Annotated in this window: 26 protein-coding genes and 1 other RNA gene; 11 read left to right on the top strand and 16 right to left on the bottom strand. The window is 61.3% G+C overall.

Annotated features, from left to right (window positions below):
* Positions 1 to 9 precede the first annotated feature (9 nt).
* The 7 genes from H0Z09_RS01780 to H0Z09_RS01750 form a co-directional block, all read right to left on the bottom strand.
* Complete coding sequence (locus H0Z09_RS01780; RefSeq protein ID WP_186686561.1) at positions 10 to 1,626, bottom strand: iron ABC transporter permease; 1,617 nt, start codon at positions 1,624 to 1,626, stop codon at positions 10 to 12.
* 164 nt (positions 1,627 to 1,790) lie between these two features.
* Entirely contained in the window at positions 1,791 to 2,795 is a 1,005-nt protein-coding gene (locus H0Z09_RS01775; protein ID WP_186686558.1) for an extracellular solute-binding protein, read from the bottom strand.
* A 221-nt stretch (positions 2,796 to 3,016) separates the two neighbouring features.
* The gene (locus tag H0Z09_RS01770) at positions 3,017 to 4,234 is read right to left on the bottom strand and encodes a 2-octaprenyl-3-methyl-6-methoxy-1,4-benzoquinol hydroxylase (RefSeq protein ID WP_186686997.1); all 1,218 of its coding nucleotides are present in this window, start codon (positions 4,232 to 4,234) and stop codon (positions 3,017 to 3,019) included.
* A 10-nt stretch (positions 4,235 to 4,244) separates the two neighbouring features.
* A complete protein-coding gene (locus H0Z09_RS01765; protein ID WP_186686555.1) occupies positions 4,245 to 4,730 on the bottom strand; it encodes a DUF4442 domain-containing protein in 486 nt (161 codons plus the stop codon).
* Positions 4,723 to 5,910 carry a 2-octaprenyl-6-methoxyphenyl hydroxylase gene (gene ubiH, locus H0Z09_RS01760; RefSeq protein WP_186686551.1) on the bottom strand — a complete coding sequence of 396 codons (1,188 nt, stop codon included), beginning with the start codon at positions 5,908 to 5,910 and terminating at the stop codon, positions 4,723 to 4,725. Before ubiH ends, H0Z09_RS01765 begins: the two co-directional genes overlap by 8 nt.
* A complete protein-coding gene (pepP, locus tag H0Z09_RS01755; RefSeq protein ID WP_186686548.1) occupies positions 5,907 to 7,229 on the bottom strand; it encodes a Xaa-Pro aminopeptidase in 1,323 nt (440 codons plus the stop codon). Before pepP ends, ubiH begins: the two co-directional genes overlap by 4 nt.
* A 20-nt stretch (positions 7,230 to 7,249) precedes the next feature.
* On the bottom strand, positions 7,250 to 7,807 hold the full coding sequence (locus H0Z09_RS01750; protein ID WP_076951965.1) for a YecA family protein: 558 nt from the start codon (positions 7,805 to 7,807) through the stop codon (positions 7,250 to 7,252).
* Positions 7,808 to 7,945: 138 nt separating this feature from the next.
* Between H0Z09_RS01750 and H0Z09_RS01745 the strand changes: the two genes are divergently transcribed.
* The 4 genes from H0Z09_RS01745 to H0Z09_RS01730 all read left to right on the top strand — a co-directional run bounded on the left by H0Z09_RS01745 (position 7,946) and on the right by H0Z09_RS01730 (position 9,365).
* On the top strand, positions 7,946 to 8,155 hold the full coding sequence (locus H0Z09_RS01745; RefSeq protein ID WP_007982902.1) for a TIGR02449 family protein: 210 nt from the start codon (positions 7,946 to 7,948) through the stop codon (positions 8,153 to 8,155).
* On the top strand, positions 8,152 to 8,469 hold the full coding sequence (locus H0Z09_RS01740) for a cell division protein ZapA (RefSeq protein WP_186686545.1): 318 nt from the start codon (positions 8,152 to 8,154) through the stop codon (positions 8,467 to 8,469). The genes H0Z09_RS01745 and H0Z09_RS01740 overlap by 4 nt, the downstream gene beginning before the upstream one ends.
* Positions 8,470 to 8,499: 30 nt before the next feature.
* A non-coding RNA gene (gene ssrS / locus H0Z09_RS01735) (6S RNA) lies at positions 8,500 to 8,678 on the top strand.
* A 57-nt stretch (positions 8,679 to 8,735) separates the two neighbouring features.
* The gene (locus tag H0Z09_RS01730; protein ID WP_186686542.1) at positions 8,736 to 9,365 is read left to right on the top strand and encodes a 5-formyltetrahydrofolate cyclo-ligase; all 630 of its coding nucleotides are present in this window, start codon (positions 8,736 to 8,738) and stop codon (positions 9,363 to 9,365) included.
* Positions 9,366 to 9,372: 7 nt separating this feature from the next.
* Here the strand turns inward: H0Z09_RS01730 and H0Z09_RS01725 are convergent, their stop codons facing one another.
* Positions 9,373 to 9,519 (bottom strand): hypothetical protein, encoded by a 147-nt coding sequence (locus H0Z09_RS01725; RefSeq protein WP_005792392.1) that lies wholly within the window; start codon positions 9,517 to 9,519, stop codon positions 9,373 to 9,375.
* 195 nt (positions 9,520 to 9,714) lie between these two features.
* Here H0Z09_RS01725 and H0Z09_RS01720 point away from each other — a divergent pair, with 195 nt between their 5' ends.
* The gene (locus H0Z09_RS01720) at positions 9,715 to 10,164 is read left to right on the top strand and encodes an EVE domain-containing protein (protein WP_186686539.1); all 450 of its coding nucleotides are present in this window, start codon (positions 9,715 to 9,717) and stop codon (positions 10,162 to 10,164) included.
* Positions 10,165 to 10,168: 4 nt separating this feature from the next.
* Here the strand turns inward: H0Z09_RS01720 and H0Z09_RS01715 are convergent, their stop codons facing one another.
* Entirely contained in the window at positions 10,169 to 10,576 is a 408-nt protein-coding gene (locus tag H0Z09_RS01715) for a flagellar basal body-associated protein FliL (RefSeq protein WP_076951968.1), read from the bottom strand.
* 150 nt (positions 10,577 to 10,726) lie between these two features.
* Between H0Z09_RS01715 and H0Z09_RS01710 the strand changes: the two genes are divergently transcribed.
* Positions 10,727 to 11,704, top strand: a complete 978-nt coding sequence (locus tag H0Z09_RS01710) for an NADPH:quinone oxidoreductase family protein (protein WP_186686527.1) — start codon at positions 10,727 to 10,729, stop codon at positions 11,702 to 11,704.
* A 290-nt stretch (positions 11,705 to 11,994) separates the two neighbouring features.
* Positions 11,995 to 13,332, top strand: a complete 1,338-nt coding sequence (glpT, locus tag H0Z09_RS01705) for a glycerol-3-phosphate transporter (protein WP_186686524.1) — start codon at positions 11,995 to 11,997, stop codon at positions 13,330 to 13,332.
* Here the strand turns inward: glpT and H0Z09_RS01700 are convergent.
* The 6 genes from H0Z09_RS01700 to H0Z09_RS01675 form a co-directional block, all read right to left on the bottom strand.
* Positions 13,316 to 13,981, bottom strand: coding sequence for a gamma-glutamylcyclotransferase (locus tag H0Z09_RS01700; protein ID WP_186686522.1), 666 nt, complete (start codon positions 13,979 to 13,981; stop codon positions 13,316 to 13,318). The genes glpT and H0Z09_RS01700 overlap by 17 nt on opposite strands.
* 291 nt (positions 13,982 to 14,272) lie before the next feature.
* Positions 14,273 to 15,241 carry a CDP-6-deoxy-delta-3,4-glucoseen reductase gene (locus tag H0Z09_RS01695; protein WP_076951972.1) on the bottom strand — a complete coding sequence of 323 codons (969 nt, stop codon included), beginning with the start codon at positions 15,239 to 15,241 and terminating at the stop codon, positions 14,273 to 14,275.
* Entirely contained in the window at positions 15,241 to 16,707 is a 1,467-nt protein-coding gene (ubiD, locus tag H0Z09_RS01690; protein ID WP_186686508.1) for a 4-hydroxy-3-polyprenylbenzoate decarboxylase, read from the bottom strand. Before ubiD ends, H0Z09_RS01695 begins: the two co-directional genes overlap by 1 nt.
* Positions 16,708 to 16,864: 157 nt before the next feature.
* Positions 16,865 to 18,124: a transcription termination factor Rho gene (rho, locus tag H0Z09_RS01685; RefSeq protein ID WP_003176825.1), complete on the bottom strand. Its 1,260-nt coding sequence runs from the start codon at positions 18,122 to 18,124 to the stop codon at positions 16,865 to 16,867.
* 233 nt (positions 18,125 to 18,357) lie between these two features.
* Positions 18,358 to 18,687 carry a thioredoxin TrxA gene (gene trxA / locus H0Z09_RS01680; protein WP_003213989.1) on the bottom strand — a complete coding sequence of 110 codons (330 nt, stop codon included), beginning with the start codon at positions 18,685 to 18,687 and terminating at the stop codon, positions 18,358 to 18,360.
* 121 nt (positions 18,688 to 18,808) lie between these two features.
* Entirely contained in the window at positions 18,809 to 19,504 is a 696-nt protein-coding gene (locus H0Z09_RS01675; protein WP_076951974.1) for an FCD domain-containing protein, read from the bottom strand.
* Positions 19,505 to 19,768: 264 nt separating this feature from the next.
* Here H0Z09_RS01675 and H0Z09_RS01670 point away from each other — a divergent pair, with 264 nt between their 5' ends.
* From H0Z09_RS01670 to H0Z09_RS01655, 4 genes are read left to right on the top strand one after another with little or no spacing between them, the layout of a single operon-like run.
* Positions 19,769 to 20,554, top strand: coding sequence for a transporter substrate-binding domain-containing protein (locus H0Z09_RS01670; protein WP_186686505.1), 786 nt, complete (start codon positions 19,769 to 19,771; stop codon positions 20,552 to 20,554).
* 18 nt (positions 20,555 to 20,572) lie between these two features.
* The gene (locus H0Z09_RS01665; RefSeq protein ID WP_076951976.1) at positions 20,573 to 21,238 is read left to right on the top strand and encodes an amino acid ABC transporter permease; all 666 of its coding nucleotides are present in this window, start codon (positions 20,573 to 20,575) and stop codon (positions 21,236 to 21,238) included.
* Positions 21,238 to 21,888 carry an amino acid ABC transporter permease gene (locus H0Z09_RS01660; protein WP_186686502.1) on the top strand — a complete coding sequence of 217 codons (651 nt, stop codon included), beginning with the start codon at positions 21,238 to 21,240 and terminating at the stop codon, positions 21,886 to 21,888. Before H0Z09_RS01665 ends, H0Z09_RS01660 begins: the two co-directional genes overlap by 1 nt.
* A complete protein-coding gene (locus H0Z09_RS01655; RefSeq protein WP_076951978.1) occupies positions 21,875 to 22,612 on the top strand; it encodes an amino acid ABC transporter ATP-binding protein in 738 nt (245 codons plus the stop codon). The genes H0Z09_RS01660 and H0Z09_RS01655 overlap by 14 nt, the downstream gene beginning before the upstream one ends.
* Here H0Z09_RS01655 and H0Z09_RS01650 read toward each other — a convergent pair.
* Positions 22,593 to 23,126 (bottom strand): hypothetical protein, encoded by a 534-nt coding sequence (locus H0Z09_RS01650; protein WP_186686995.1) that lies wholly within the window; start codon positions 23,124 to 23,126, stop codon positions 22,593 to 22,595. The genes H0Z09_RS01655 and H0Z09_RS01650 overlap by 20 nt on opposite strands.
* Positions 23,127 to 23,129: the final 3 nt, after the last annotated feature.

Here is a 23,129-nt window from a genome sequence, read left to right as displayed (position 1 = left end):
GACTGGCACCTAACCGATTGGCCTGGCGGAGCGTCGGATCAGCCCGACCACCGGCAACAGGCCCACCAACACCAGGGTCAACGCCGGCAAAGAAGCCCGTGCCCACTCGCCTTCGCTGGTCATTTCAAAGATCCGCACCGCCAGCGTGTCCCACCCGAACGGGCGCATCAGCAAGGTGGCCGGCATTTCCTTGAGCACATCGACAAACACCAGCAGTGCTGCGCTCAAGGTCCCAGGTAGCAGCAACGGCAGATACACTTTGCAAAACAGTCGCGGACCGCTCACGCCCAGACTGCGCGCAGCTTCCGGCAAGGACGGACGAATGCGCGCCAGGCTGTTTTCCAATGGCCCATAGGCCACCGCCAGGAAACGCACCAGGTACGCCAGCACCAACGCCGACAGGCTGCCCAGCAGCAAGGGCTTGCCCGCACCGCCGAGCCAGCCGGACAGCGGCACGACCAGTTCACGGTCCAGGTAGCTGAACGCCAGCATGATTGACACGGCGAGCACCGAGCCCGGCAAGGCGTAACCCACGTTGGCCAGACTGATGCCGGAGCGGATCGCCCGTGTCGGCGCCAGGCGGTGGGCGAAGGCCAGTACCAGCGCGACGCTGACGGTGATCAAGGCTGCGATGCCGCCGAGGTACAGGGTGTGGATGATCAGGCCGCAATAACGCTCATCCAGGTCGAAGCGGCCGCGCTGCCAGAACCAGACAACCAGTTGCAGCACCGGAATGACGAAGGCACAGGCGAATACCAACCCACACCAACTGCTGGCCGCTGCCGCCTTGAGCCCGCGCAGGTGATACAGCGCTGTGCCACGCGGCCGCTCGTTGCTCGGTCGGCTGGCGCCCCGGGCGCGTCGCTCGCCATACAACACCAGCATCACCACCAGCAGCAGCAAGCTGGCCAACTGGGCTGCGCTGGACAGACTGAAGAAGCCGTACCAGGTCTTGTAAATGGCGGTGGTAAAGGTATCGAAGTTGAACACCGAGACCGCACCGAAATCCGCCAAGGTCTCCATCAATGCCAAGGCCACCCCGGCACCAATCGCCGGCCGCGCCATGGGCAGGGCCACGTGCCAGAACGCCCGCCATGGCGATTGTCCCAGCACCCGTGCCGCTTCCATCAAGCCTTTGCCCTGGGCCAGGAACGCCGTGCGCGCCAATAGATAAACATAGGGATAGAACACCAGCACTAACACGATGATCACGCCGCTGGTGGAACGCACCCGGGGCAGCCTCAAGCCGGTGCCGAACCATTCACGCAACAAGGTCTGTACGGGCCCTGCGAAGTCCAGCAGGCCGACAAACACAAACGCCAGCACGTAGGCTGGAATCGCGAACGGCAACATCAACGCCCAATCCAGCCAGCGCCGGCCGGGAAATTCGCAGAGGCTGGTCAGCCAGGCCAGGCTGACGCCCAATAAGGTCACACCGGCACCGACGCCCAACATCAGGATCAGGGTATTGCCCAGCAGGCGCGGCATCTGGGTTTCCCACAGGTGGGACCAGATTTGCACGTCGATGGTTTGCCAGGACAGCAACAGCACGCTCAGCGGCAGCAGCACCAAGGCAGCGACGGTGAAGACCGGCAGGTACCAGCGGCGTTGGGCGGGGTGGGCCAAGGAAAAGCTCTCAGAAAAAATAAGGATTTTGAAGCCGTCGCTACCCAATGTGGGAGCTGGCTTGCCTGCGATAGCATCACCTGGGTATCACTGATACACCGAGGTGCCTGTATCGCAGGCAAGCCAGCTCCCACATTTGATCTGCTGTGCTGTTGAGACCGAGCTTAGTTCCAGCCCGCACGATCCATCAAGCGAATCGCCTCAGCCTGGCGCTTGCCCGCCACTTCCACCGGCAAGGTGTCCGCCACGAACTTGCCCCAGCTCGCCACTTCGGCCGATGGCGCTACGGCCGGGTTGGCCGGGAATTCCTGGTTCACATCGGCAAAGATTTTCTGTGCCTCAGGCGTGGTCATCCATTCCACCAGCGCCTTGGCCGCTTCCGGATGCGGCGCATGCTTGGTCAGGCCGATGCCCGACAGGTTCACATGCACGCCACGGTCGCCCTGGTTCGGCCAGAACAGCTTCACCGCCAGGTCCGGCTTCTGCTTGTGCAGGCGTCCGTAGTAGTAGGTGTTGACGATGCCCACGTCGCACTGGCCGGCGTTGATGGCTTCAAGCACGGCCACGTCATCCGAGAACACCTCGGTGGACAGGTTGTTGACCCAACCCTTGACGATTTCTTCGGTCTTGGCCGCGCCATGGGTTTCGATCAGGGTCGCGGTCAGCGACTGGTTGTAGACCTTCTTCGCCGTGCGCAGGCACAGGCGGCCTTCCCACTGCTTGTCGGCCAAGGCTTCGTAAGTCGTGAGGTCGCCCGGCTTTACCCGCTCGGTGGAATAGGCGATGGTCCGCGCGCGCAGGCTCAAGCCGGTCCAGGCATGCTTTGAGGAGCGATATTGCAGGGGGATGTTCTTGTCGATGACTGCGGAGGTGAACGGCTGCAGGATGCCCATTTGCTCGGCCTGCCAGAGGTTACCGGCGTCAACGGTGAGCAGCAGGTCGGCGGTGGCGTTTTCGCCCTCGGCCTTGATGCGCTGCATCAGCGGGGCTTCCTTGTCGGTGATGAACTTCACCTGCACGCCGGTCTTCTGGGTGTAGGCGTCGAATACCGGTTTGATCAGTTCGTCGATGCGTAAGGAGTAGACCACCACTTCGTCGGCGGCCTGCACGGTGGTGCTGCCGATCAGGGTAAGTGCCAGGGCAGTCAGGAGGCGCTTGGGTGCCAACATGGGTGCGGTCTCTCATTTGCAAAGTGAGCGCAAATGATAGGGACTCACATTTGGTAAAGCTTGGTGGAGGCGTTACCAGATGTTGCACGACAATTGGACAGGCGACAATTTCCCATGTGGGAGCGGGCTTGCTCGCGAAAGCGTCGTGTCAGTCGATACATCTTCGACTGATAAACCGCTTTCGCGAGCAAGCCCGCTCCCACAGGGAACCATATTTCAATTCAGGGTTTGGCGAGTTCCGGGAGGTCGCCGGTCAGGCCCAGCGCCTGGCGCACGAACACCGCCTTGGCTTCGGGCATCTGGTCGACCAGCTTCAGGCCGGCATTGCGCAACCAGCGCAGCGGCAATGGGTCGGCCTGGAACAGCCGCTCGAAACCTTCCATCGCCGCCATCAGCGCCAGGTTGTGCGGCATGCGTCGGCGCTCGTAGCGGCTCAGCACTTTCACATCCGCCAGGCGCTCACCGCGCTCGGTCGCGGCCAGCAGCACTTCGGCCAGCACCGCAGCGTCGAGGAACCCCAGGTTCACACCCTGCCCCGCCAAGGGATGGATGACGTGAGCCGCGTCGCCGATCAACGCCAGGCCTTCGGCCACGTAGCGTTTGGCGTGACGCTGGCGCAACGGTACACAGACGCGTGGGTCGGCGCTCAGCACCGTACCGAGCCGCCCTTCGAAGGCGCGCTCCAGTTCACGGCAGAAGTTTTCGTCCTCCAGTGCCATCAGACGTTCGGACTCGGCGGGGGTGGTCGACCAGACAATCGAGCACCAATCTTCCTGCCCGTCCCGCACCAGCGGCAGAAAGGCCAGTGGGCCGGTGTCGGTAAAACGTTGCCATGCCGTGCGCTGGTGCGGCTGGCTAGTGCGTACGCTGGTGACAATGGCGTTATGCAGGTAATCCCATTCGCGGGTCGCGGTGCCGGTCAGTCGGCGCACGGCGGAGTTGGCGCCATCGGCAGCCACTACCAACGGTGCGCGTAACTTGCGGCCATCGGCCAGGGTCAGCAGCCATTCATCGCCGGAACGGCGCATCTGCTCCAGGCGTGCGTTGGCCAGAAGGCCAAGATCGCAATCGTGCAAGCGCTCAAGCAGGGCGTCCTGAACCACGCGATTCTCGACGATATGCCCCAGCACCTCGGCATGCACGCTGGCCGCCGAAAAGTGGATCTGCCCAGTGCCGCTGCCGTCCCACACCTGCATCTGGCCGTAAGGGCTGGCGCGGCGCGCCACGATGCCGTCCCACACGCCCAGGCGTTCGAGGATGCGCTGGCTGGCGGCCGACAAGGCGCTCACCCGTGGTTCGAAGGCGCCATCGCGGTCGTACGGCGCGACACTCAGCGGGCTTCCGTCGAGCAGCAGCACCTGCAAGCCACTGCCCTGCAACGCCAGCGCCAGGGCGCTTCCGACCATTCCGGCCCCGACAATCAGCACATCTGCGCGCATGTCCATGCTTTTAAGCCTGTCTCACTGGCGGCTTGCGCCGCACGTAAAGGGTTTTGTCGACCCGCGCCACCAGGGTGCCGGAGCCGTCATGGATCTGGACCTTGAGATGAGGCAAATATTTCTCGCCCCCTTCGGTCTGCCGACGCACCTCATCGAGCAAGGCCTCGTCGATGGAAAATTCGGCGAACACCGGGCCCTTGCCCGGCGAGATGAAGTCGATACTCGCCGCCTTGTCCCACACGATGTAGTCGCGGCCCAGGTTCTCCATCAGCATCAGCATGTAGAACGGGTCGACCATTGAATACAGGCTGCCGCCGAACTGCGTGCCGACATAATTGCGGTTGTACCAGCCCAGGCCCATGCGCACCTTGACGTGGCGAAAGTCGGCGCTCATGTGCTGCACGCTGACCCCCGCGCCCAGGTACGGCGGGTACAGGGTCATGACCCAACGCAACAACCGCGCCTTGCCCAGGCGCTCGATCAGCCACTTACGCATCGGGACGCGTGCCCAGGCCCATGGCCTGACGAGCGAACCAGCGTTTGGCCGGCGGCAGCAGGTCCAGGCCCAGCAGGCCCATGTTGCGGCCCATCGCGACCAACGGTTGCGCACTGCCGAACAAGCGCGTGACCTGGTCGGAAAACCCCACGGTCAGCTTTTGGTCCATGCGCTGGCGCTCCCGATAGGCCTGCAAAGTCGCCAGGTCGCCGGGCACCGTCGGCCCGGCCAGCAAGGCTTCGGCCAAGGCATTCGCATCGCGCAGGGACAAATTGAAGCCCTGCCCGGCAATCGGGTGCAGGCTGTGGGCCGCATTGCCCAGAATCGCCAGGTGCGAGCGCACTTGCTCCTCGGCTTCCACCAAGGTCAGCGGATACAAGTGACGGGCGCCGACTTGCTTCAGGGTGCCCAGGCGGTAACCGAACACGTCCTGCAATTCCTTCAAGAAGCTACGTTCATCCAGGCTGGCCAGGCGCTGGGCGTCCATGCCGATGCGCGTCCACACCAGCGCGCAGCGGTTGTCCGGCAGCGGCAGCAAGGCCATCGGGCCCTCATCGGTGAAACGCTCGAACGCTTCGCCGTTATGGGCTTCGCTCGGGGTGATGTTGGCGATCAACGCGCTCTGGTTATACGGGCGGGTCTTCACGCCAATGCCCAGTTGTTCGCGCAGGCCGGAGCGGCCGCCGTCGGCCAGCACCGCGAGGTCGCAGTCCAGCACGGTTTCATCGTTGAGCGTGAGGCGGTAGCCATCCGGCAGCGGCTCCATGCGCGTGACTTCCGCCGGGCAGCGCCAACTGACCACATCCTTATCCAGGCCTTGCCACAGGCATTGGCCCAGCCAGGCGTTTTCCACCACATAACCGAGGGCCGGCACGCCCTCTTCCATGGCAGACAGACGCGCGGTGGAGAAACGCCCACGGTCGGACACGTGGATTTGCTTGATCGGCTCGGCGCGGCGGGAAATATCCTGCCACAGGCCCAGGCGCTGATAGATCTGCCGGGCACCAAAGGACAGCGCCGAAGAGCGCGCATCGTAGCTCGGCTGGTAGCTGTCGCCCGGTGCAAAGGGTTCGATCAGCATGATCTTCCAGCCCCGTGCCTTGGCCCCTGCCTGCAACGCCAGCGCCAGGCTGGCGCCCACCAGGCCGCCACCGATGATCGCCAGGTTGACCCGGCTCATCGGGCAGCCGCCATGAGAGCTTCGATCTCGTCGACGGTCTTGGGCACGCCGCCGGTCAGGATTTCACAGCCTTGCTTGGTCACCACCACGTCGTCCTCGATGCGTACGCCAATGCCACGCCATTTCTTTGCCACGTTCAGGTTGTCCGGCGAGATGTAGATGCCCGGCTCCACGGTCAACGCCATGCCGACTTCCAGCACACGCCATTCACCGCCCACTTTGTAATCGCCCACATCATGCACGTCCATGCCCAGCCAGTGACCGGCGCGGTGCATATAGAAGGTTTTATAGGCTTCGCTGGCGACCAGCTCATCGACGTCACCTTGCAGCAGCCCAAGTCTCACCAACCCGGCGGTGATGACTTGCACGGTCGCTTCATGGGCCTGGTTCCAGTGCTTGCCGGGGCCGATCTGGGCAAAGGCGGCTTCCTGGGAAGCCAGCACGATTTCATAGATCGCCTTCTGTTCGGGTGAAAATTTGCCATTCACCGGCCAGGTGCGAGTGATGTCGCTGGCGTAACAGTCGATTTCGCAACCGGCGTCGATCAGCACCAGGTCTCCGTCCTTGAGCAGCGCGTCATTGCGCTGGTAATGCAGGATGCAGCTGTTGCGCCCGGCCGCGACGATGGAGCCATAGGCCGGCATTTTAGCGCCGCCTTTACGGAACTCGTAATCCAGCTCGGCCTCCAGGCTGAACTCGTGCAAACCGACGCGGCTGGCCTGCATCGCCCGTACATGGGCAGCGCAGGAGATCCGCGCGGCCTCGCGCATTACCTTCAGCTCCGCCGCCGATTTATACAGGCGCATGTCGTGAAGCAGATGATCCAGGGCAACGAATTCGTTGGGCGGCTGCGCACCCAGGTGCGCCTTGGAGCGGATCACGTTGATCCATTCCATCAGGTGCCGATCGAACTCCGCGTTGCTGCCCATGGCCGAATACACCCGGTCGCGGCCTTCGATCAGGCCGGGCAGGATGTCGTCGATATCGGTGATGGGGAAGGCATCGTCGGCGCCAAAATCACGCACTGCGCCTTCGGTGCCGGCGCGCAGGCCGTCCCACAATTCGCGTTCGGCATTGCGCTCGCGACAGAACAGCACGTACTCGCCATGCTGGCGACCGGGCATCAGCACGATCACCGCCGAGGGCTCGGGGAAACCGCTCAGGTACTGGAAATCGCTGTCCTGGCGGTACACATGCTCGACGTCACGGTTGCGGATCGCCACGGCGGCGGCCGGCAGGATCGCGATGCTGTTGGGTTCCATCTGCGCCATCAGCGCCTTGCGGCGCCGCGTGTATTCCGCTCTGGGGATGTGGATCATGGGCAGACGGGCTTCCTTTTTCAGTGCAGCGACGGCTTGGGCGCGGCAGGTTCAGCGGACTTGCGGGTCTCGGTGAACAGCAGCAACGGCGCGACGCGCAGGTATTCCATCACTTCCATGTAGTCGCCTTCGCCGTCTTCGGACTCCTCCAGGGCATCCTGCACCTGAGAGATGGCAGCCAAGTCCTGCAACACTTCCTTGGCGTCGGTGCTCAGTTCCAGGCCGCCGGCGTTGACGCCAAAACCGTGGAGGAAGCCTTGGCACCATTGGCCCAGGGCCGCGGCACGCTCGGTGAGCGGGGCGTCGTCGGTGGGCAGCAGCAGGACCACGGTGACGTCATCACCTGTGAGCTCGCCTTTGACCATTTCCTGCAGGCCGATCAGCGCATTACGCACGTTTTCGGTAGGTTCGGTCTCCAGCAGCTCGGCCACGTCGGCCAGCCAATTGTCGGCATCAAAGCCAACGCCGGTGCAGCTGCGGCCCAGCAACACGCCGTGCAGTTCGGCAGGCGAGCAGGGGTGGCCGCTGGTGCTCAGCAGTTTGGAAAAAGCGTCGTACGGGGAGTTCTGAATAGGCATGGTGAGCTAGGCGCCAGACGGCGCAATGTCTAGAATGGAGCGCTGTATCCTAGCACCGGCAGACGTACCAAGACTATCAAGGGCGTCAGATCGTTTATCCTGCAGTTGCCATTCATCAGACAAATCCAGTGGAACCCAATGGAAGACACCGACCTGCAAGCGCTGATGGCCAGACTCGAATTGCTAATTACCCGCGTCGAGCAACTAAAGAGTCAAAACGGACTCCTATTAGCTCAGGAAAAGACCTGGCGCGAGGAACGCGCTCACCTCATTGAAAAAAACGAAATCGCCCGGCGTAAGGTCGAATCGATGATTTCGCGCCTGAAGGCCCTGGAGCAAGACTCATGAGTTCAAGCAATAGCGTCACCGTGCAGATCCTCGATAAAGAATATTCGATCATCTGCCCCCAGGAGGAGCGCAGCAACCTGGTGAGCGCCGCCCGCTACCTGGATGGCAAGATGCGTGAAATCCGCAGCAGCGGCAAAGTAATCGGCGCCGACCGCATCGCCGTGATGGCCGCACTGAATATTACCCACGACCTTCTGCATAAGCAGGAACGCCCTGACGCGCAGGCCAGCGGCTCGACGCGTGAGCAAGTGCGTGACCTGCTCGAGCGGGTTGATCTGGTGCTTTCCAGCGATTCGGACGCACCCAAGGGCTGATTGCCGCGACTGTTTAAGGTATACTCGCCTCACTCCCTGGCGTGCTTGCCAGTCGGCGATGTCCCGGAGCCGATTCGCACTACCCTGGAAGTTGCACGTTGGGCTGGTGTGCATGTCCGCTAGACGGAAAGCCTTAAAGCCTACTGCTTCTTCCACCTTGAACTTTCGGGTTCAAGGGCTAAGTCGACAGCGGTTCTGTCGGGGAGCCTGAATTCCCAAACTCAATGCCAGTCCTCGGACTGGCATTGTTTTATGAGCCGAAAACCATGACCGAACCTGCGCCGCTTTCTCGTCCGCAACTTCGACGCATGTTGCGCAACGCCCGCCGCGCCCTCACGCCGAGCGAGCAACGCAAGGCCGCCCAAGGCCTGTATCGGCAACTGGCACAGCACCCGCTGTTTCGCCGGGCCAAACATATTTCCTTGTATCTGCCGACGGACGGTGAAATCGATCCGCGCCTGCTGCTGCGCGCCGCCCAGCGTCGTGGCAAGGCCACCTACCTGCCGGTACTCAGCGCCTGGCCACGGACCAAGATGGTGTTCCAACGCGTAAGGCCTGGGGAAAAGCTGCTGCCCAACCGCTTTCGCATTCTGGAACCTCGGGTGAATATCAGCCGCCAACGCAAGGTGTGGGCGCTGGACCTGGTGCTGCTGCCATTGGTGGGGTTCGACGATGCCGGTGGACGGCTGGGCATGGGTGGCGGGTTTTACGATCGCAGCCTGGCTTACCTGGCGCGCCGCCGGAGCTGGCGCAAGCCGACGCTGCTGGGCCTGGCCCATGAATGCCAGAAGGTCGAGCGACTGGTGCAGGCAAGTTGGGATGTGCCGCTGGCTGGCACCGTCACGGATAAGCAGTGGTATATCGCAGAAACGCCGCTGGAATCAGCGGCGCCTTGAAGCCGTGTCAGCGCTTGAATTGCTGTTGCACGGGTGACAGTTCTACAGGCGCATCGGCCTTATTGGACCACAAGCTTTGCGCATACCCGGTGGTCACGACGCCCAGACCAAACAAAATAACCAAAATCCATAGTAAATCCGGTTTACGTTGCATCGACTGCCCCCCTTCAGGCACCTCGTACACGATGACAACAACGTTCCAATGTAGTCCGTTGCAGCTGCGTCAAGCTTTAAAAGCCGGCATTCTGCGGTAACGTGAACCAACACGCAAACCTTGGCGCCAACCGACTGTCGGTTTGTCATCATATTGCCCGACAACTTGCCCACTGCCTTTTTCAGGAGCCCGAAAATGGCCTACTGGCTGATGAAATCCGAGCCCGACGAGCTCTCGATCAACGACCTGGAAAAGCTCGGCGAAGCCCGCTGGGACGGGGTGCGCAACTATCAGGCGCGCAATTTCCTACGGACCATGGCGGTGGGGGACGAATTTTTCTTCTACCACTCCAGTTGCCCCGAGCCAGGTATTGCCGGCATCGGCAAAATCATCGAGGCGGCCTATCCGGATCCCACCGCCCTGGAACCGCACAGCCATTACTTCGATGCCAAGGCCACGCCGGAAAAGAATCCGTGGAGCGCGATCAACGTCGCGCATGTCCAGACCTTTCCCAAGGTGCTGGACCTGGGCTACCTGAAGCAGCAAACCGCGCTCGCCGAGATGCCTCTGGTGCAAAAAGGCAGCCGGCTGTCGGTTATGCCGGTCACCGCCGAGCAATGGGCTGCGGTGATGGCGCTACGCTGAATTGCTACTGAATGATCAGGTTGTTGAACAACAAATCTTCCACCACCGGCTTGCCAGTCTCATCATTCATCACTTGCTGAGTCTGCTTAAGTGCTTCCTGGCGCAGTTTCTCTTTGCCTTCCACAGTGCTCATCGCCTCGCTGGTCTGCTGGGTGAACAGCGCAACCAACTGGTTACGGATCAACGCGTCGTTGGCCTTGACCGCGGCGGCCGCTTCGGTGCCGGTCACGCGCAGGGCGATGTCGGCCTTGAATACCTTTAGTTTTGCCGTGCCATCGAGGCCATAGTTACCCACGAACGGCGGGCTCAGGCTGATATAGCTGACCTTCGGCGCCTCGCCCTCTTTGGCTTCTTCGGCCTGGGCCGCCATCGGCAAGGTCAGGGCCAGCATCAACAGGATCCACGCTTTCACAGTTCATTCCTCACATTCGGTTGCCAGGTAGCATAACGCTAGCAAGGCTGAGTACAAGCTTATGGCGGCTTATCAGGCCTGGGCATGCTCGTTGACCCACGAGCGGACCCTCCTACACTTATCGGCCACGACGCCAAAAGGAATAGTCCGATGAAAGCTGTGCTGTGCAAAGCCTTCGGCCCCGCCGAAACCCTGGTGCTGGAAGAGATCGCGAGCCCTACGATCAAGAAGAACGAGATCCTGCTGGACGTGCATGCCGCCGGCGTCAACTTCCCGGACACCTTGATTATCGAGGGCAAGTATCAGTTCAAGCCGCCCTTCCCGTTTTCACCGGGTGGCGAAGCGGCAGGCGTGGTCAGTGAAGTGGGTGAGAAGGTCAGCCACCTGAAAGTCGGTGACCGGGTCATGGCACTGACCGGTTGGGGCAGCTTTGCCGAGCAGGTGGCGGTGCCGGGCTACAACGTGCTGCCGATCCCGCCGAGCATGGACTTCAATACCGCTGCCGCATTCAGCATGACCTACGGCACGTCCATGCACGCGCTGAGACAGCGAGCCAACCTGCAGCCCGGCGAAACCCTGCTGGTACTCGGCGCCTCCGGTGGCGTGGGCCTGGCCGCGGTGGAAATCGGCAAAGCCATGGGCGCGCGGGTGATTGCCGCCGCCAGCAGTGCCGACAAGCTTGCAGTGGCCAAGGCCGCCGGCGCGGATGAGCTGATTAACTACAGCGAAGCCAACCTGAAAGACGAGATCAAGCGCCTCACCGACGGCAACGGTGCCGATGTAATCTATGACCCGGTGGGCGGCGACCTGTTTGACCAGGCCGTGCGCGCCATCGCCTGGAACGGACGCCTGCTGGTGGTGGGGTTCGCCAGCGGGCGCATTCCCGAGCTGCCGGTGAACCTGGCGCTGCTCAAGGGCGCGGCGGTGGTTGGGGTATTCTGGGGATCGTTTGCCCAGCGGCAGCCGCAGGACAATGCGGCGAATTTTCAGCAGTTATTCACCTGGTACGGTGACGGCAGGCTCAAGCCGCTGGTGTCTCAGGTGTATCCGCTGGAACAGGCCGCCCAGGCGATCAATGACCTCGGCCAGCGCAAGGCTGTCGGTAAGGTTGTCGTCCAAATCCGCTGACTTGGAATGCAATCACCTGTGGGAGCGGGCTTGCTCGCGAAAGCGGTGGATCAGTTACCTATGTATTGGCTGACACTCCGCATTCGCGAGCAAGCCCGCTCCCACATTTGGATCTCCAGCATCCTGAGAAACTTAATAACGACCAGCACCTATCTATCCGCGACATGTTCATTAAAGAACATGCAATTGCGCTCATTTCCTGTGTTTGCAGATAAGAGGCGATGCTATTTTCGGTAACGAAACTGTAACATTCGCATCCGCAGTCAAAACAAGAAATCTGGAGCTCTTGAATGTTTGCTTTCTTTCGTCCTGCCGCCCACCAGGCGCCCCTGCCTGAAGAAAAAATAGACAGCACCTACCGACGCCTGCGCTGGCAGATCTTCGCCGGTATCTTCTTCGGTTACGCCGGGTACTACCTGCTGCGCAAGAACTTTTCCCTGGCCATGCCTTACCTGATCGACGAGGGGTACACCCGCGGCCAACTGGGTCTGGCGATGTCGGCCATCGCGATTGCCTACGGCCTGTCCAAGTTCCTCATGGGCCTGGTGTCCGACCGCTCCAACCCACGCTACTTCCTGCCCTTCGGCCTGCTGGTGTCCGCCGGGGTGATGTTCATTTTCGGTTTCGCACCTTGGGCGACGTCCAGCGTGACCATGATGTTCATTTTGCTGTTCATCAACGGCTGGGCCCAAGGCATGGGCTGGCCGCCGAGCGGGCGGACCATGGTGCACTGGTGGTCGCAGAAAGAACGCGGCGGCGTGGTGTCGGTGTGGAACGTGGCGCACAACGTCGGCGGCGGCCTGATCGGCCCGCTATTCCTGCTGGGCATGGCCTGGTTCAACGACTGGCATGCAGCGTTCTACGTGCCGGCCACGGTGGCGTTGGCAGTGGCGGCGTTTGCCTTCATCACCATGCGCGATACCCCGCAATCGGTCGGCCTGCCGCCGATCGAGAAGTACAAGAACGATTACCCCGAAGGCTACGACGCCAGCCACGAAGACGAATTCAGCGCCAAGGAAATCTTCGTCAAATACGTGCTGCACAACAAAATGCTGTGGTACATCGCTTTCGCCAACGTGTTCGTCTACCTGCTGCGCTACGGCGTGCTGGACTGGGCACCGACCTACTTGAAAGAAGCCAAGCATTTCACGGTCGACAAGTCGTCCTGGGCTTACTTCTTTTATGAATGGGCAGGTATCCCGGGCACGCTGCTGTGCGGCTGGATGTCGGACAAGATCTTCCGTGGCAACCGTGGCCTCACAGGCATCGTGTTCATGGCCCTGGTGACCGTGGCGACGCTGGTGTACTGGCTCAATCCGCCGGGCAACCCGATGGTCGACATGATCGCGCTGGTTTCCATCGGTTTCCTGATCTACGGCCCGGTGATGCTGATTGGCCTGCAGGCGCTGGAATTGGCACCGAAGAAAGCCGCCGGCACTGCTGCGGGCTTCACCGGTCTGTTCGGTTATCTGGGTGGCTCTGTGGCAGCCAGCGCGGCCATGGGCTACACCGTGGACCATTTCGGCTGGGACGGCGGTTTTGTGCTGCTGATTGGTGCGTGCGTACTGGCAATCGCTTTCCTGATCCCAACGCTGTGGCACACCAACAGCGTCAGCTCAGCGCGTTAACCCCTGCGCAACCCTTTGCACAACGCTTGAGCCGCGCCTCCAGGTTTTTATCTGGCATGGCGTGGCTACGCAGGGCGTTGACGGTCTGCTCGACATAATCGCGGGTAGTGCCGTAACGCCCGCAAGCACTTTGCAACACGTGGTTGAGCACGATGTCGGGCAAGTTACCGGCGTAGCTGGGCAGGTGCCGCTCCAATACAAACCCCAACGCCTGCACCGTAGTGCCATCTTCCAGACGGCAACTGAGCCAGTGCGGCCGGTAGGACGGATACGGCATCTCACGCTGCCACAACGCGTAAAGCGACGCTTCCAACTGGTCTTCAGGCAACCGGTAGGCAAACCCGCTGCAAGAGCCGCCGCGATCCAGGCCGAAAACCAGACCCGGAATTTCCGGCGTGCCCCGATGTTCATGGGACCACAGGTAAAGCCCCCGGTGATAGCCATGAACCCGCGCCCGCACCCGCTCGGCTGACGAACATTCGGGGCGCCAGATCAGTGAACCATACGCAAATAGCCAGACCGGACCACCCTTATGCCGAGCCATGGTGGCCTGCATCGAGCTCATCAATTGTTCGTGCGTGAGTTGCGGCCCCAGATCGAGGCGCGGAGGGTAAGCCAATTGCAGAAGATCGGTTTCAATGGCGGTCATGGCAAAAAACGGTGCGCCTCCTGTGTTACCAACTGTCAGCAACTTTATCGTCGTCAAACCAGCAGCAATAAGCTGGCCATTTCAGATATAGCTTAAGGACATTTGGCTGAAGGGCTAAATACCGTAAGCGAATAAGGCCGGATATAAGCCAGGCGCAGATCCCAATGTGGGAGCGGGCTTGCTCGCGAAAGCGGTGGGTCAGTCAGTATATCTGGTACTGATACACCGCTTTCGCGAGCAAGCCCGCTCCCACAGTTTGATCGGCGTAGACCCGTTATTTATGCGGTCGAGTCAGGGTCTGGGGGCGTAGGCGAACACATCCGCACGCATCTGGTGCGCATCCATGCCGGCGTCGACCAGGGCGTCCAGGGTGCCGTAGATCATTGCCGGCGAACCGCTGGCATAGACATGCACCGACTTGAGGTCGGCGATGTCTTCGCACACCGCTTCATGCAGCAACCCGCAGCGCCCTTCCCAGCCACACACATCGCTGACGACTTTGTGCAGAAACAGGTTGGGCAATTGCAGCCACTGGTCCCAGTGTTCGATCTGGTAGAAATCATCCGGGCGACGCACGCCCCAGTACAAGTGCACGGGGTGTTTGAAGCCGCTGGCACGGCAATGCTCGATCAGGCTGTGCATCTGCGCCATGCCCGTACCGGCGGCGATCAGCACCAACGGCCCATCCGGCAATTCGGCCAGGTGGGTGTCGCCGAACGGCAGCTCGACGCGGGCCATCCGGTTGCGTTGCAGTTGCTCCAGCAAAGTGCGCGCACTGTCTTCGCGCACCAGCACGTGCAGCTCCAACTCGCGCCCGGCGTGAGGCGCCGACGCCAGGGAGAATGCCGATTTCTCGCCATTCTCCCGCTCGATCATCAGGTATTGCCCGGCGTGGTAACGCACCGCCTTGCCCGCTGGCGCCAGCAGGCGCACGCGCCACACATCGCCACCCACTTCCACGCATTCACTCAATTGGCACGCCAGCTTGCGCAACGGCAATTCTCCCGGCGCCAGCACGCCATCCCACAACACAATGCAGTCTTCCAGCGGCTCGGCGATACAGGTGTAGAACTCGCCATGATCACGCACTTCACCGCCTTGCCGCACCCGCCCTTCCACCAGCAGCGCGGCGCATACGTGGCACACGCCGTTGCGACAGGCCTGGGGGCATTCGTAGCCAAGGCGACGCGCGCCTTCGAGGATTCGCTCGCCGGGGACCAGCTCCAGCACGGCGCCGGAAGGTTGCAGGGTTACACGCATCAATCTATTCCCAATTCTTTCCAGATCGCATCGACACGGGCGGTGACGGCTTCATCCTTGACGATCACCCGGCCCCATTCACGGGTGGTTTCACCCGGCCATTTGTGTGTGGCGTCCAGGCCCATCTTCGAACCCAGGCCCGACACCGGCGAGGCGAAGTCGAGGTAGTCGATCGGCGTGTTATCGATCATCACCGTGTCGCGCTTGGGGTCCATGCGCGTGGTGATGGCCCAGATCACGTCGTTCCAGTCGCGGGCATTGATGTCATCGTCGGTGACAATAACGAATTTGGTGTACATGAACTGTCGCAAAAACGACCACACGCCGAGCATTACCCGCTTGGCGTGGCCTGGGTACGACTTCTTCATGGTGACGATGGCCATGCGGTACGAACAGCCTTCCGGCGGCAGGTAGAAGTCGGTGATCTCCGGGAATTGCTTCTGCAGGATCGGCACGAACACTTCGTTGAGCGCCACGCCGAGAATGGCGGGCTCATCCGGCGGCCGGCCGGTGTAAGTGCTGTGATAAATCGGCTTGATCCGGTGGGTGATGCGCTCGACGGTGAACACCGGGAAGCTGTCGACTTCGTTGTAGTAACCGGTGTGGTCACCGTACGGGCCTTCATCAGCCATTTCGCCGGGATGAATCACTCCTTCAAGGATGATTTCGGCGGTGGCCGGCACCTGCAGTTCGTTGCCACGGCACTTCACCAGCTCGGTGCGGTTACCGCGCAGCAGCCCGGCGAAGGCGTATTCGGACAAGCTGTCCGGCACCGGCGTGACAGCGCCGAGGATGGTGGCCGGGTCGGCGCCCAGGGCCACGGAAACCGGGAACGGCTTGCCGGGGTGTTTTTCGCACCACTCACGGTAGTCCAGCGCGCCGCCACGGTGGCTCAGCCAGCGCATGATCACCTTGTTGCGGCCGATCACTTGCTGGCGGTAGATACCGAGGTTCTGGCGGTCCTTGTTCGGACCCTTGGTGACCGTCAGGCCCCAGGTGATCAGCGGGCCGACGTCGCCGGGCCAGCAGGTCTGCACCGGCAGCATGGCCAGGTCGACGTCATCGCCTTCGATGACCACTTCCTGGCACGCCGCATCCTTGACCACTTTGGGGGCCATGGCAATGATCTTGCGGAAGATCGGCAGCTTCGACCAGGCATCCTTGAGCCCCTTGGGCGGCTCGGGCTCCTTGAGGAAGGCCAGCAGCTTGCCGATCTCGCGCAGCTCGCTGACCGACTCGGCGCCCATGCCAAAGGCGACCCGATCGGGGGTGCCGAACAGGTTACCGAGCACCGGAATGTCATAGCCGGTCGGGTTTTCGAACAGCAGCGCCGGGCCCTTGTTGCGCAGGGTGCGGTCGCAAATCTCAGTCATTTCCAGCACCGGCGAGATCGGCATCTGGATACGTTTCAACTCTCCGCGCTGCTCAAGTTGCTGCACGAAATCCCGAAGATCCTTGAATTTCATTAACCATGCCACCCGTAAAATAGACGTACATCCTACCTGCTATGACCGCGACTGGCAGCCTGTCGCGATGCATTTGGGTACGCAGAACGCTTAAAAAACCGACGCAAAAAAAATGGCGCCCCTGGGGGCGCCATTCTTTCGGACCTGAAACGTCGTATTACTTACGTTTCATCGACAAGAAGAACTCGTCGTTGGTCTTGGTGGTTTTCAGCTTGTCGATCAGGAACTCGATGGCAGCGACTTCATCCATCGGGTGCAGCAGCTTGCGCAGGATCCACATGCGCTGCAGTTCGTCGTCGGCGGTCAGCAACTCTTCGCGGCGGGTGCCGGAACGGTTGATGTTGATCGCCGGGAACACGCGTTTTTCCGCGATGCGACGGTCCAGGGGCAGTTCCATGTTGCCGGTACCCTTGAACTCTTCGTAGATCACTTCGTCCATCTTCGAGCCGGTTTCAACCAGCGCGGTGGCGATGATGGTCAGCGAGCCGCCTTCTTCGATGTTGCGCGCGGCGCCGAAGAAACGCTTCGGCTTCTCCAGGGCGTGGGCATCGACACCACCGGTCAATACCTTGCCGGAGCTCGGGATCACGGTGTTGTAGGCACGCGCCAGACGGGTGATGGAGTCGAGCAGGATCACCACGTCCTTCTTGTGTTCGACCAGGCGCTTGGCCTTCTCGATCACCATTTCGGCAACCTGCACGTGGCGGGTTGGCGGCTCATCGAACGTCGAGGCAACCACTTCGCCGCGCACGGTGCGCTGCATTTCGGTCACTTCTTCCGGACGCTCGTCGATCAGCAGCACGATCAGGTGAACTTCAGGATTGTTACGCGCGATGTTGGCTGCAATGTTCTGCAGCATGATCGTTTTACCGGCTTTCGGCGGTGCGACGATCAGGCCACGCTGGCCCTTGCCGATCGGAGCGCACAGGTCGATCACACGACCGGTCAAGTCTTCGGTGGAACCGTTGCCGGCTTCCATCTTCATGCGCACGGTCGGGAACAGCGGCGTCAGGTTCTCGAAGAGAATCTTGTTTTTCGCGTTCTCGGGACGATCGAAGTTGATCGTATCGACCTTGAGCAGGGCGAAATAACGCTCGCCTTCCTTCGGTGGACGGATCTTGCCAACGATAGTGTCACCGGTGCGCAAGTTGAAGCGACGGATCTGGCTCGGCGAGACATAGATATCGTCTGGGCCGGCAAGATAGGAGGCGTCTGCGGAGCGGAGGAAGCCGAAGCCGTCCTGGAGAATCTCCAGCACGCCATCACCGGAGATTTCCTCGCCGCTTTTCGCGTGCTTCTTGAGCAGGGAGAAAATCACGTCCTGCTTGCGCGAACGGGCCATATTTTCTATGCCCATTTCTTCGGCCAGCTGGAGCAGGTCGGTAATCGGCTTTTGCTTGAGTTCAGTCAGATTCATATAGGAATGACGTAATCATTTATGGAGGGGGGAAATTAAGCTTTTGGCTTAATGAGGCCGCGCCGCAGAGAAGGCGACAGGATCGCGTACTATCGAAAAGGAATGCGTCGGCGACGGCTTGCAGGGGGCAATGGAGAAACCAGTGCGGGGCCGAATGTACCACCTGAGTTTCGGAGCGTCTAGCCCTGTTTAACGAAAAAGCCCCGCGATTTGCGGGGCCTTTTTCACGACGCTTAGATGTTGGCGTCGAGGAAAGCTTGCAACTGAGACTTCGACAGCGCGCCCACTTTAGTGGCTTCGACGTTGCCGTTCTTGAACAGCATCAGCGTTGGAATACCACGCACGCCGTGTTTGGCAGGGGTTTCCTGGTTGTCGTCGATGTTCAGCTTGGCAATGGTCAGCTTGCCTTCGTAGGTGGTTGCAATGTCGTCCAGGACTGGAGCGATCATTTTGCAAGGGCCGCACCATTCAGCCCAGTAGTCAACCAGCACCGGGCCTTGAGCCTTGAGTACTTCGGCCTCAAAGGTCGCGTCGGTGACGTGCTTGATAAGATCGTTGCTCATGGATGTCTCCGGATTGTAAGCAAAAAAAACGTGACCCATCATAGCCGCCCTTCCCCCGTTCAGGAAGCCGCCTCTGATTGAGTCTTGCTATGGCGGTGCATGAGTCAGGGTATGGCCCGACTCAGGGCGACACGGGAGTCACAAACGCGATACCGGTACGCAATGCTGCATTACGTACATGTTCCTGCATGGTTTTCTGCGCCGTCGCACTCGCGCGCCGGGCCAGGGCGCGCAGGATTCTGCGATGCTCCTGCCAGGTTTCCATGGCCCGCTCCGGCCGGATGAACGGTAGTTTCTGGCTCTCCAGGAATACCTCGGCACTCGCGCTCAGAATACTGACCATCGCCTGGTTGCCGCTGGCCAGGAGGATGCGCTGGTGGAATTCGAAGTCCAGCCGCGCCGCCGCTTCGAAGTCGCCGGCCTTGAGCATTTTGCGCATGGCCTCGACGTTATCTTCCAGGCGGTCCAGCTCATCGATGCTCAGCGTCACCGCCGCCAACCCCGCGGCAAACCCCTCGAGGGCATAACGCAACTGGAAGATATCCAGCGGCGTGGCCTGCGCCGCGAAGGGCCAGACAAATCCCGGCGATTCCTCGGCGGCCTGCACGAACACGCCCTTGCCCGGCTGCACACTGACCACGCCCAGCGCACTCAGGGACGACAACGCTTCGCGCAACGACGCCCGGCTCACGCCTAACTGCACCGCCAGATCGCGCTGGGACGGCAACGCATCGCCCGGCCCGAAGCCTTGCTGCTTGATCAGTTTACGGATGGCCTGCAAGGCCGCTTCCGGTACGGCTTGGGCGATGGAATTCATAAAAAACTCAAGGTTGCAGTCAACTGAACGGCTAGTTGTAAAGCTATTCTCGGCCCGCGGCAAGCCACGCCCCAAAGGGGCTCGCGTGGTTTTCAGGGTGCTCGAAAAGGGTGCGAAAAGAATCGCTACTGTTCAGACCAGTAAGACCACCACGACCCACTGAATGCCTGGCCTGCAGACGTTCCCAGGAGTGATGGCATGGGCTGTGCAATCACGGCAATAACCCCATTCAGAAAATTCCTTCGCCCTTTTCGGAGAGTTGCCATGACCAAGCGCTACAGCGCCCTGCTCACAGCCTTGTTTGCCAGCCTGATGCTGAGCCAGGCACCCACCCAGGCCAACGGTCTGGATGACATCGTCGCGCGTGGCACCCTCAAGGTCGCCGTGCCTCAGGATTTTCCGCCGTTCGGCTCGGTCGGCCCCGACATGAAGCCGCGCGGCCTGGACATCGACACCGCCAAGCTGCTGGCCGACCAGCTCAAGGTCAAGTTGGAACTGACCCCGGTCAACAGCACCAACCGCATCCCGTTCCTCACCACCGGCAAGGTCGACCTGGTGATCTCCAGCCTGGGCAAGAACCCAGAGCGGGAAAAGGTCATCGACTTCTCCAAGGCTTATGCGCCGTTCTACCTGGCCGTTTTCGGCCCGCCTGATGCCGCCATCGCCACCCTCGACGACCTCAAGGGCAAGACCATCAGCGTGACCCGTGGCGCCATCGAAGACATCGAGCTGACCGCCGTGGCGCCCAAGGAAGCCACAATCAAACGCTTCGAAGACAACAACTCGACCATCGCCGCCTACCTGGCCGGCCAGGTCGACCTCATCGCCAGCGGCAACGTGGTGATGGTGGCGATCAGCGAACGCAACCCCAAGCGCGTGCCGGCACTGAAAGTGAAGCTCAAGGACTCGCCGGTGTACGTGGGCGTGAACAAGAACGAGCCGGCACTGCTGGAAAAGGTCAACCAGATCCTGGTCGCGGCCAAGGCCGACGGCAGCCTGGAAAAGAACGCTATGCAATGGCTCAAAGAGCCGCTGCCCGCAGACCTCTGAAGCGACGGAGCCTGACTCATGGCGTATCAATTTGACTTTGTGCCGGTGCTGGCCAATACCGACCTGCTGTTGCGCGGCGCGCTGTTCACCCTTGAGCTGACGGCCATCGGCGCCATCCTCGGCGTGGCCCTGGGTACCGTCGGCGCCGTGGTGCGGGCGTGGAAGATCCAGCCGTTCGCCTGGTTCTTCGGTGTGTATGTCGAGTTGATCCGCAACACGCCGTTCCTGGTGCAGTTGTTTTTCATCTTTTTCGGCCTGCCGTCCCTGGGGCTGAAGATCACCGAGTGGCAAGCCGCCGTACTGGCGATGGTGATCAACCTGGGTGCCTATTCCACCGAGATCATCCGCGCCGGCATCCAGGCTATCCCCAAAGGGCAATTGGAAGCCGCCGCCGCGCTGGCGATGACGCGCTTCGAAGCGTTCCGGCACGTGGTGCTGCTGCCAGCACTGGGCAAGGTATGGCCGGCGCTGAGCAGCCAGATCATCATCGTGATGCTCGGTTCGGCGGTGTGTTCGCAGATCGCCACCGAAGAGCTGAGCTTTGCCGCCAACTTCATTCAGTCGCGCAACTTCCGCGCATTCGAGACCTACGCCCTGACCACCCTGGTGTACCTGTGCATGGCGCTGATGATTCGCCAATTGCTCAATTGGATCGGTCGGCGGTTTGTGATGAGGAACAGCTGATGAGTGATTTCTCTTTCTGGGACATCGTGCGCAACCTGCTCACGGGCCTGCAATGGACGCTGCTGCTGTCGCTGGTGGCGTTTGTCGGCGGGGGCCTGATCGGTTTGCTGGTGATGGTCCTGCGCATCAGTAGCAAGACCTTCCCACGCAACGTTGCGCGTACTTATATCGAACTGTTCCAGGGCACGCCGCTACTGATGCAGCTGTTCCTGGTGTTCTTCGGCGTTGCCCTGCTGGGTGTGGATATCTCGCCGTGGCTGGCAGCGGCGATCGCCCTGACCCTGTTTACCAGCGCCTACCTCGCTGAAATCTGGCGCGGCTGCGTTGACTCCATCGCCCATGGGCAATGGGAAGCCTCCGCCAGCCTGGCGCTGAACCCCCTTGAACAACTGCGCTACGTGATCCTGCCCCAGGCCCTGCGAATAGCCGTGGCGCCGACTGTGGGGTTCTCGGTGCAAGTAGTCAAAGGCACCGCCGTGACTTCGATCATCGGCTTTACCGAACTGACCAAGACCGGCGGCATGCTCGCCAACGCGACGTTCGAACCCTTCATGGTCTACGGCCTGGTGGCGCTTGGTTACTTTTTGCTCTGCTACCCCCTGTCCCTCAGCGCGCGCTACCTGGAAAGGAGACTGCATGCCTCTGCTTAGAATTTCCGCCCTGCATAAGTATTACGGCGATCACCACGTGCTCAAGGGCATCGACCTGACGGTTGAAGAAGGCCAGGTGGTGGCGATCATTGGCCGCAGCGGCTCGGGCAAATCCACGTTGCTGCGGACCCTAAACGGCTTGGAATCCATCAACGACGGCGTGATCGAAGTCGATGGCGAGTACCTCGACGCCGCCCGCGCCGACCTGCGCAGCCTGCGACAGAAAGTCGGCATGGTGTTCCAGCAATTCAACCTGTTCCCCCACTTGACCGTGGGTGAAAACGTCATGCTCGCGCCGCAGGTGGTACAGAAAGTGCCCAAGGCCAAGGCCGCCCAATTGGCCAGACAAATGCTGGAGCGCGTCGGGCTGGGGGAAAAGTTCGACGCCTTTCCCGATCGCTTATCCGGCGGCCAACAGCAACGTGTGGCGATTGCCCGGGCCCTGGCGATGTCACCCAAGGTGCTGCTGTGCGATGAAATCACCTCGGCCCTCGACCCGGAACTGGTCAATGAAGTGCTCAGCGTGGTGCGCCAGCTGGCCCGGGACGGTATGACCCTGATCATGGTGACCCACGAGATGCGCTTTGCCAGGGAAGTCGGCGATAAACTGGTGTTCATGCACCAGGGCAAGGTGCATGAAGTGGGCGACCCGAAACGCCTGTTCGCGCACCCGCAAACCGCCGAACTGGCCAATTTCATTGGTTCTACGGAACAGCCGGACTGACCAGCTCAAACCGGCCGTGCCCTTCCAGCAGCGTCTCTCGGCGCACCGCAAGGGCGTCGGCCGGCAGTTGAACGTCGATCTCCACCTGGGCGGTCAACCGAAGGCCCGTGACGGGGACACCGGCTACGCTCGCATACAACGCACGACCGGGGAGCAGCCGCCCGCCGGCAGCTTCGTCGGGCTGCCAGGTGACCGGCCGGCCATCCACCTGAGCCTGCTTCAGGCTCAAGGTGAAACGCCCTTGACGCCCGAATTGAAAGCCTTGCGCATCGGCCGCTGCACCGCTGAAGCGCAGCGCCATCGCGGCGGGGTTTGCGCAAAGCACACTCAAGTGCAGCGTACGCTGCGTATCGAGTCGCACGGCATCCCTTCCGGCTGACGCTTGCGTGGGACGAATCACCCCGTAGTCGACCCTCGGCTCGCTCAGGGTCATCCGGCAGTCATCGGCACGCACCTGGCTTGCCATGAGGGCAACCCACACCAGGCACAGGCCGCAGACAAGCGGGCCGCTCATCCG

Source organism: Pseudomonas sp. SWRI18 (genome assembly GCF_014268345.1).
GTDB lineage: Bacteria > Pseudomonadota > Gammaproteobacteria > Pseudomonadales > Pseudomonadaceae > Aquipseudomonas > Aquipseudomonas cedrina.
This window is presented reverse-complemented; position numbering and strand designations above follow the sequence as displayed.

Bases quoted from the DNA above. Each gene is read 5' to 3' on its own strand.
- H0Z09_RS01775 (WP_186686558.1), bottom strand. From the start codon at position 2,795: ATGTTGGCACCCAAGCGCCTCCTGACTGCCCTGGCACTTACCCTGATC.
- H0Z09_RS01770 (WP_186686997.1), bottom strand. From the start codon at position 4,234: ATGCGCGCAGATGTGCTGATTGTCGGGGCCGGAATGGTCGGAAGCGCC.
- H0Z09_RS01765 (WP_186686555.1), bottom strand. From the start codon at position 4,730: ATGCGTAAGTGGCTGATCGAGCGCCTGGGCAAGGCGCGGTTGTTGCGT.
- ubiH (WP_186686551.1), bottom strand. From the start codon at position 5,910: ATGAGCCGGGTCAACCTGGCGATCATCGGTGGCGGCCTGGTGGGCGCC.
- pepP (WP_186686548.1), bottom strand. From the start codon at position 7,229: ATGATCCACATCCCCAGAGCGGAATACACGCGGCGCCGCAAGGCGCTG.
- H0Z09_RS01750 (WP_076951965.1), bottom strand. From the start codon at position 7,807: ATGCCTATTCAGAACTCCCCGTACGACGCTTTTTCCAAACTGCTGAGC.
- H0Z09_RS01745 (WP_007982902.1), top strand. From the start codon at position 7,946: ATGGAAGACACCGACCTGCAAGCGCTGATGGCCAGACTCGAATTGCTA.
- H0Z09_RS01740 (WP_186686545.1), top strand. From the start codon at position 8,152: ATGAGTTCAAGCAATAGCGTCACCGTGCAGATCCTCGATAAAGAATAT.
- H0Z09_RS01730 (WP_186686542.1), top strand. From the start codon at position 8,736: ATGACCGAACCTGCGCCGCTTTCTCGTCCGCAACTTCGACGCATGTTG.
- H0Z09_RS01725 (WP_005792392.1), bottom strand. From the start codon at position 9,519: ATGCAACGTAAACCGGATTTACTATGGATTTTGGTTATTTTGTTTGGT.
- H0Z09_RS01720 (WP_186686539.1), top strand. From the start codon at position 9,715: ATGGCCTACTGGCTGATGAAATCCGAGCCCGACGAGCTCTCGATCAAC.
- H0Z09_RS01710 (WP_186686527.1), top strand. From the start codon at position 10,727: ATGAAAGCTGTGCTGTGCAAAGCCTTCGGCCCCGCCGAAACCCTGGTG.
- glpT (WP_186686524.1), top strand. From the start codon at position 11,995: ATGTTTGCTTTCTTTCGTCCTGCCGCCCACCAGGCGCCCCTGCCTGAA.
- H0Z09_RS01700 (WP_186686522.1), bottom strand. From the start codon at position 13,981: ATGACCGCCATTGAAACCGATCTTCTGCAATTGGCTTACCCTCCGCGC.
- H0Z09_RS01695 (WP_076951972.1), bottom strand. From the start codon at position 15,241: ATGCGTGTAACCCTGCAACCTTCCGGCGCCGTGCTGGAGCTGGTCCCC.
- ubiD (WP_186686508.1), bottom strand. From the start codon at position 16,707: ATGAAATTCAAGGATCTTCGGGATTTCGTGCAGCAACTTGAGCAGCGC.
- rho (WP_003176825.1), bottom strand. From the start codon at position 18,124: ATGAATCTGACTGAACTCAAGCAAAAGCCGATTACCGACCTGCTCCAG.
- trxA (WP_003213989.1), bottom strand. From the start codon at position 18,687: ATGAGCAACGATCTTATCAAGCACGTCACCGACGCGACCTTTGAGGCC.
- H0Z09_RS01675 (WP_076951974.1), bottom strand. From the start codon at position 19,504: ATGAATTCCATCGCCCAAGCCGTACCGGAAGCGGCCTTGCAGGCCATC.
- H0Z09_RS01670 (WP_186686505.1), top strand. From the start codon at position 19,769: ATGACCAAGCGCTACAGCGCCCTGCTCACAGCCTTGTTTGCCAGCCTG.
- H0Z09_RS01665 (WP_076951976.1), top strand. From the start codon at position 20,573: ATGGCGTATCAATTTGACTTTGTGCCGGTGCTGGCCAATACCGACCTG.
- H0Z09_RS01660 (WP_186686502.1), top strand. From the start codon at position 21,238: ATGAGTGATTTCTCTTTCTGGGACATCGTGCGCAACCTGCTCACGGGC.
- H0Z09_RS01655 (WP_076951978.1), top strand. From the start codon at position 21,875: ATGCCTCTGCTTAGAATTTCCGCCCTGCATAAGTATTACGGCGATCAC.
- H0Z09_RS01650 (WP_186686995.1), bottom strand. From the start codon at position 23,126: ATGAGCGGCCCGCTTGTCTGCGGCCTGTGCCTGGTGTGGGTTGCCCTC.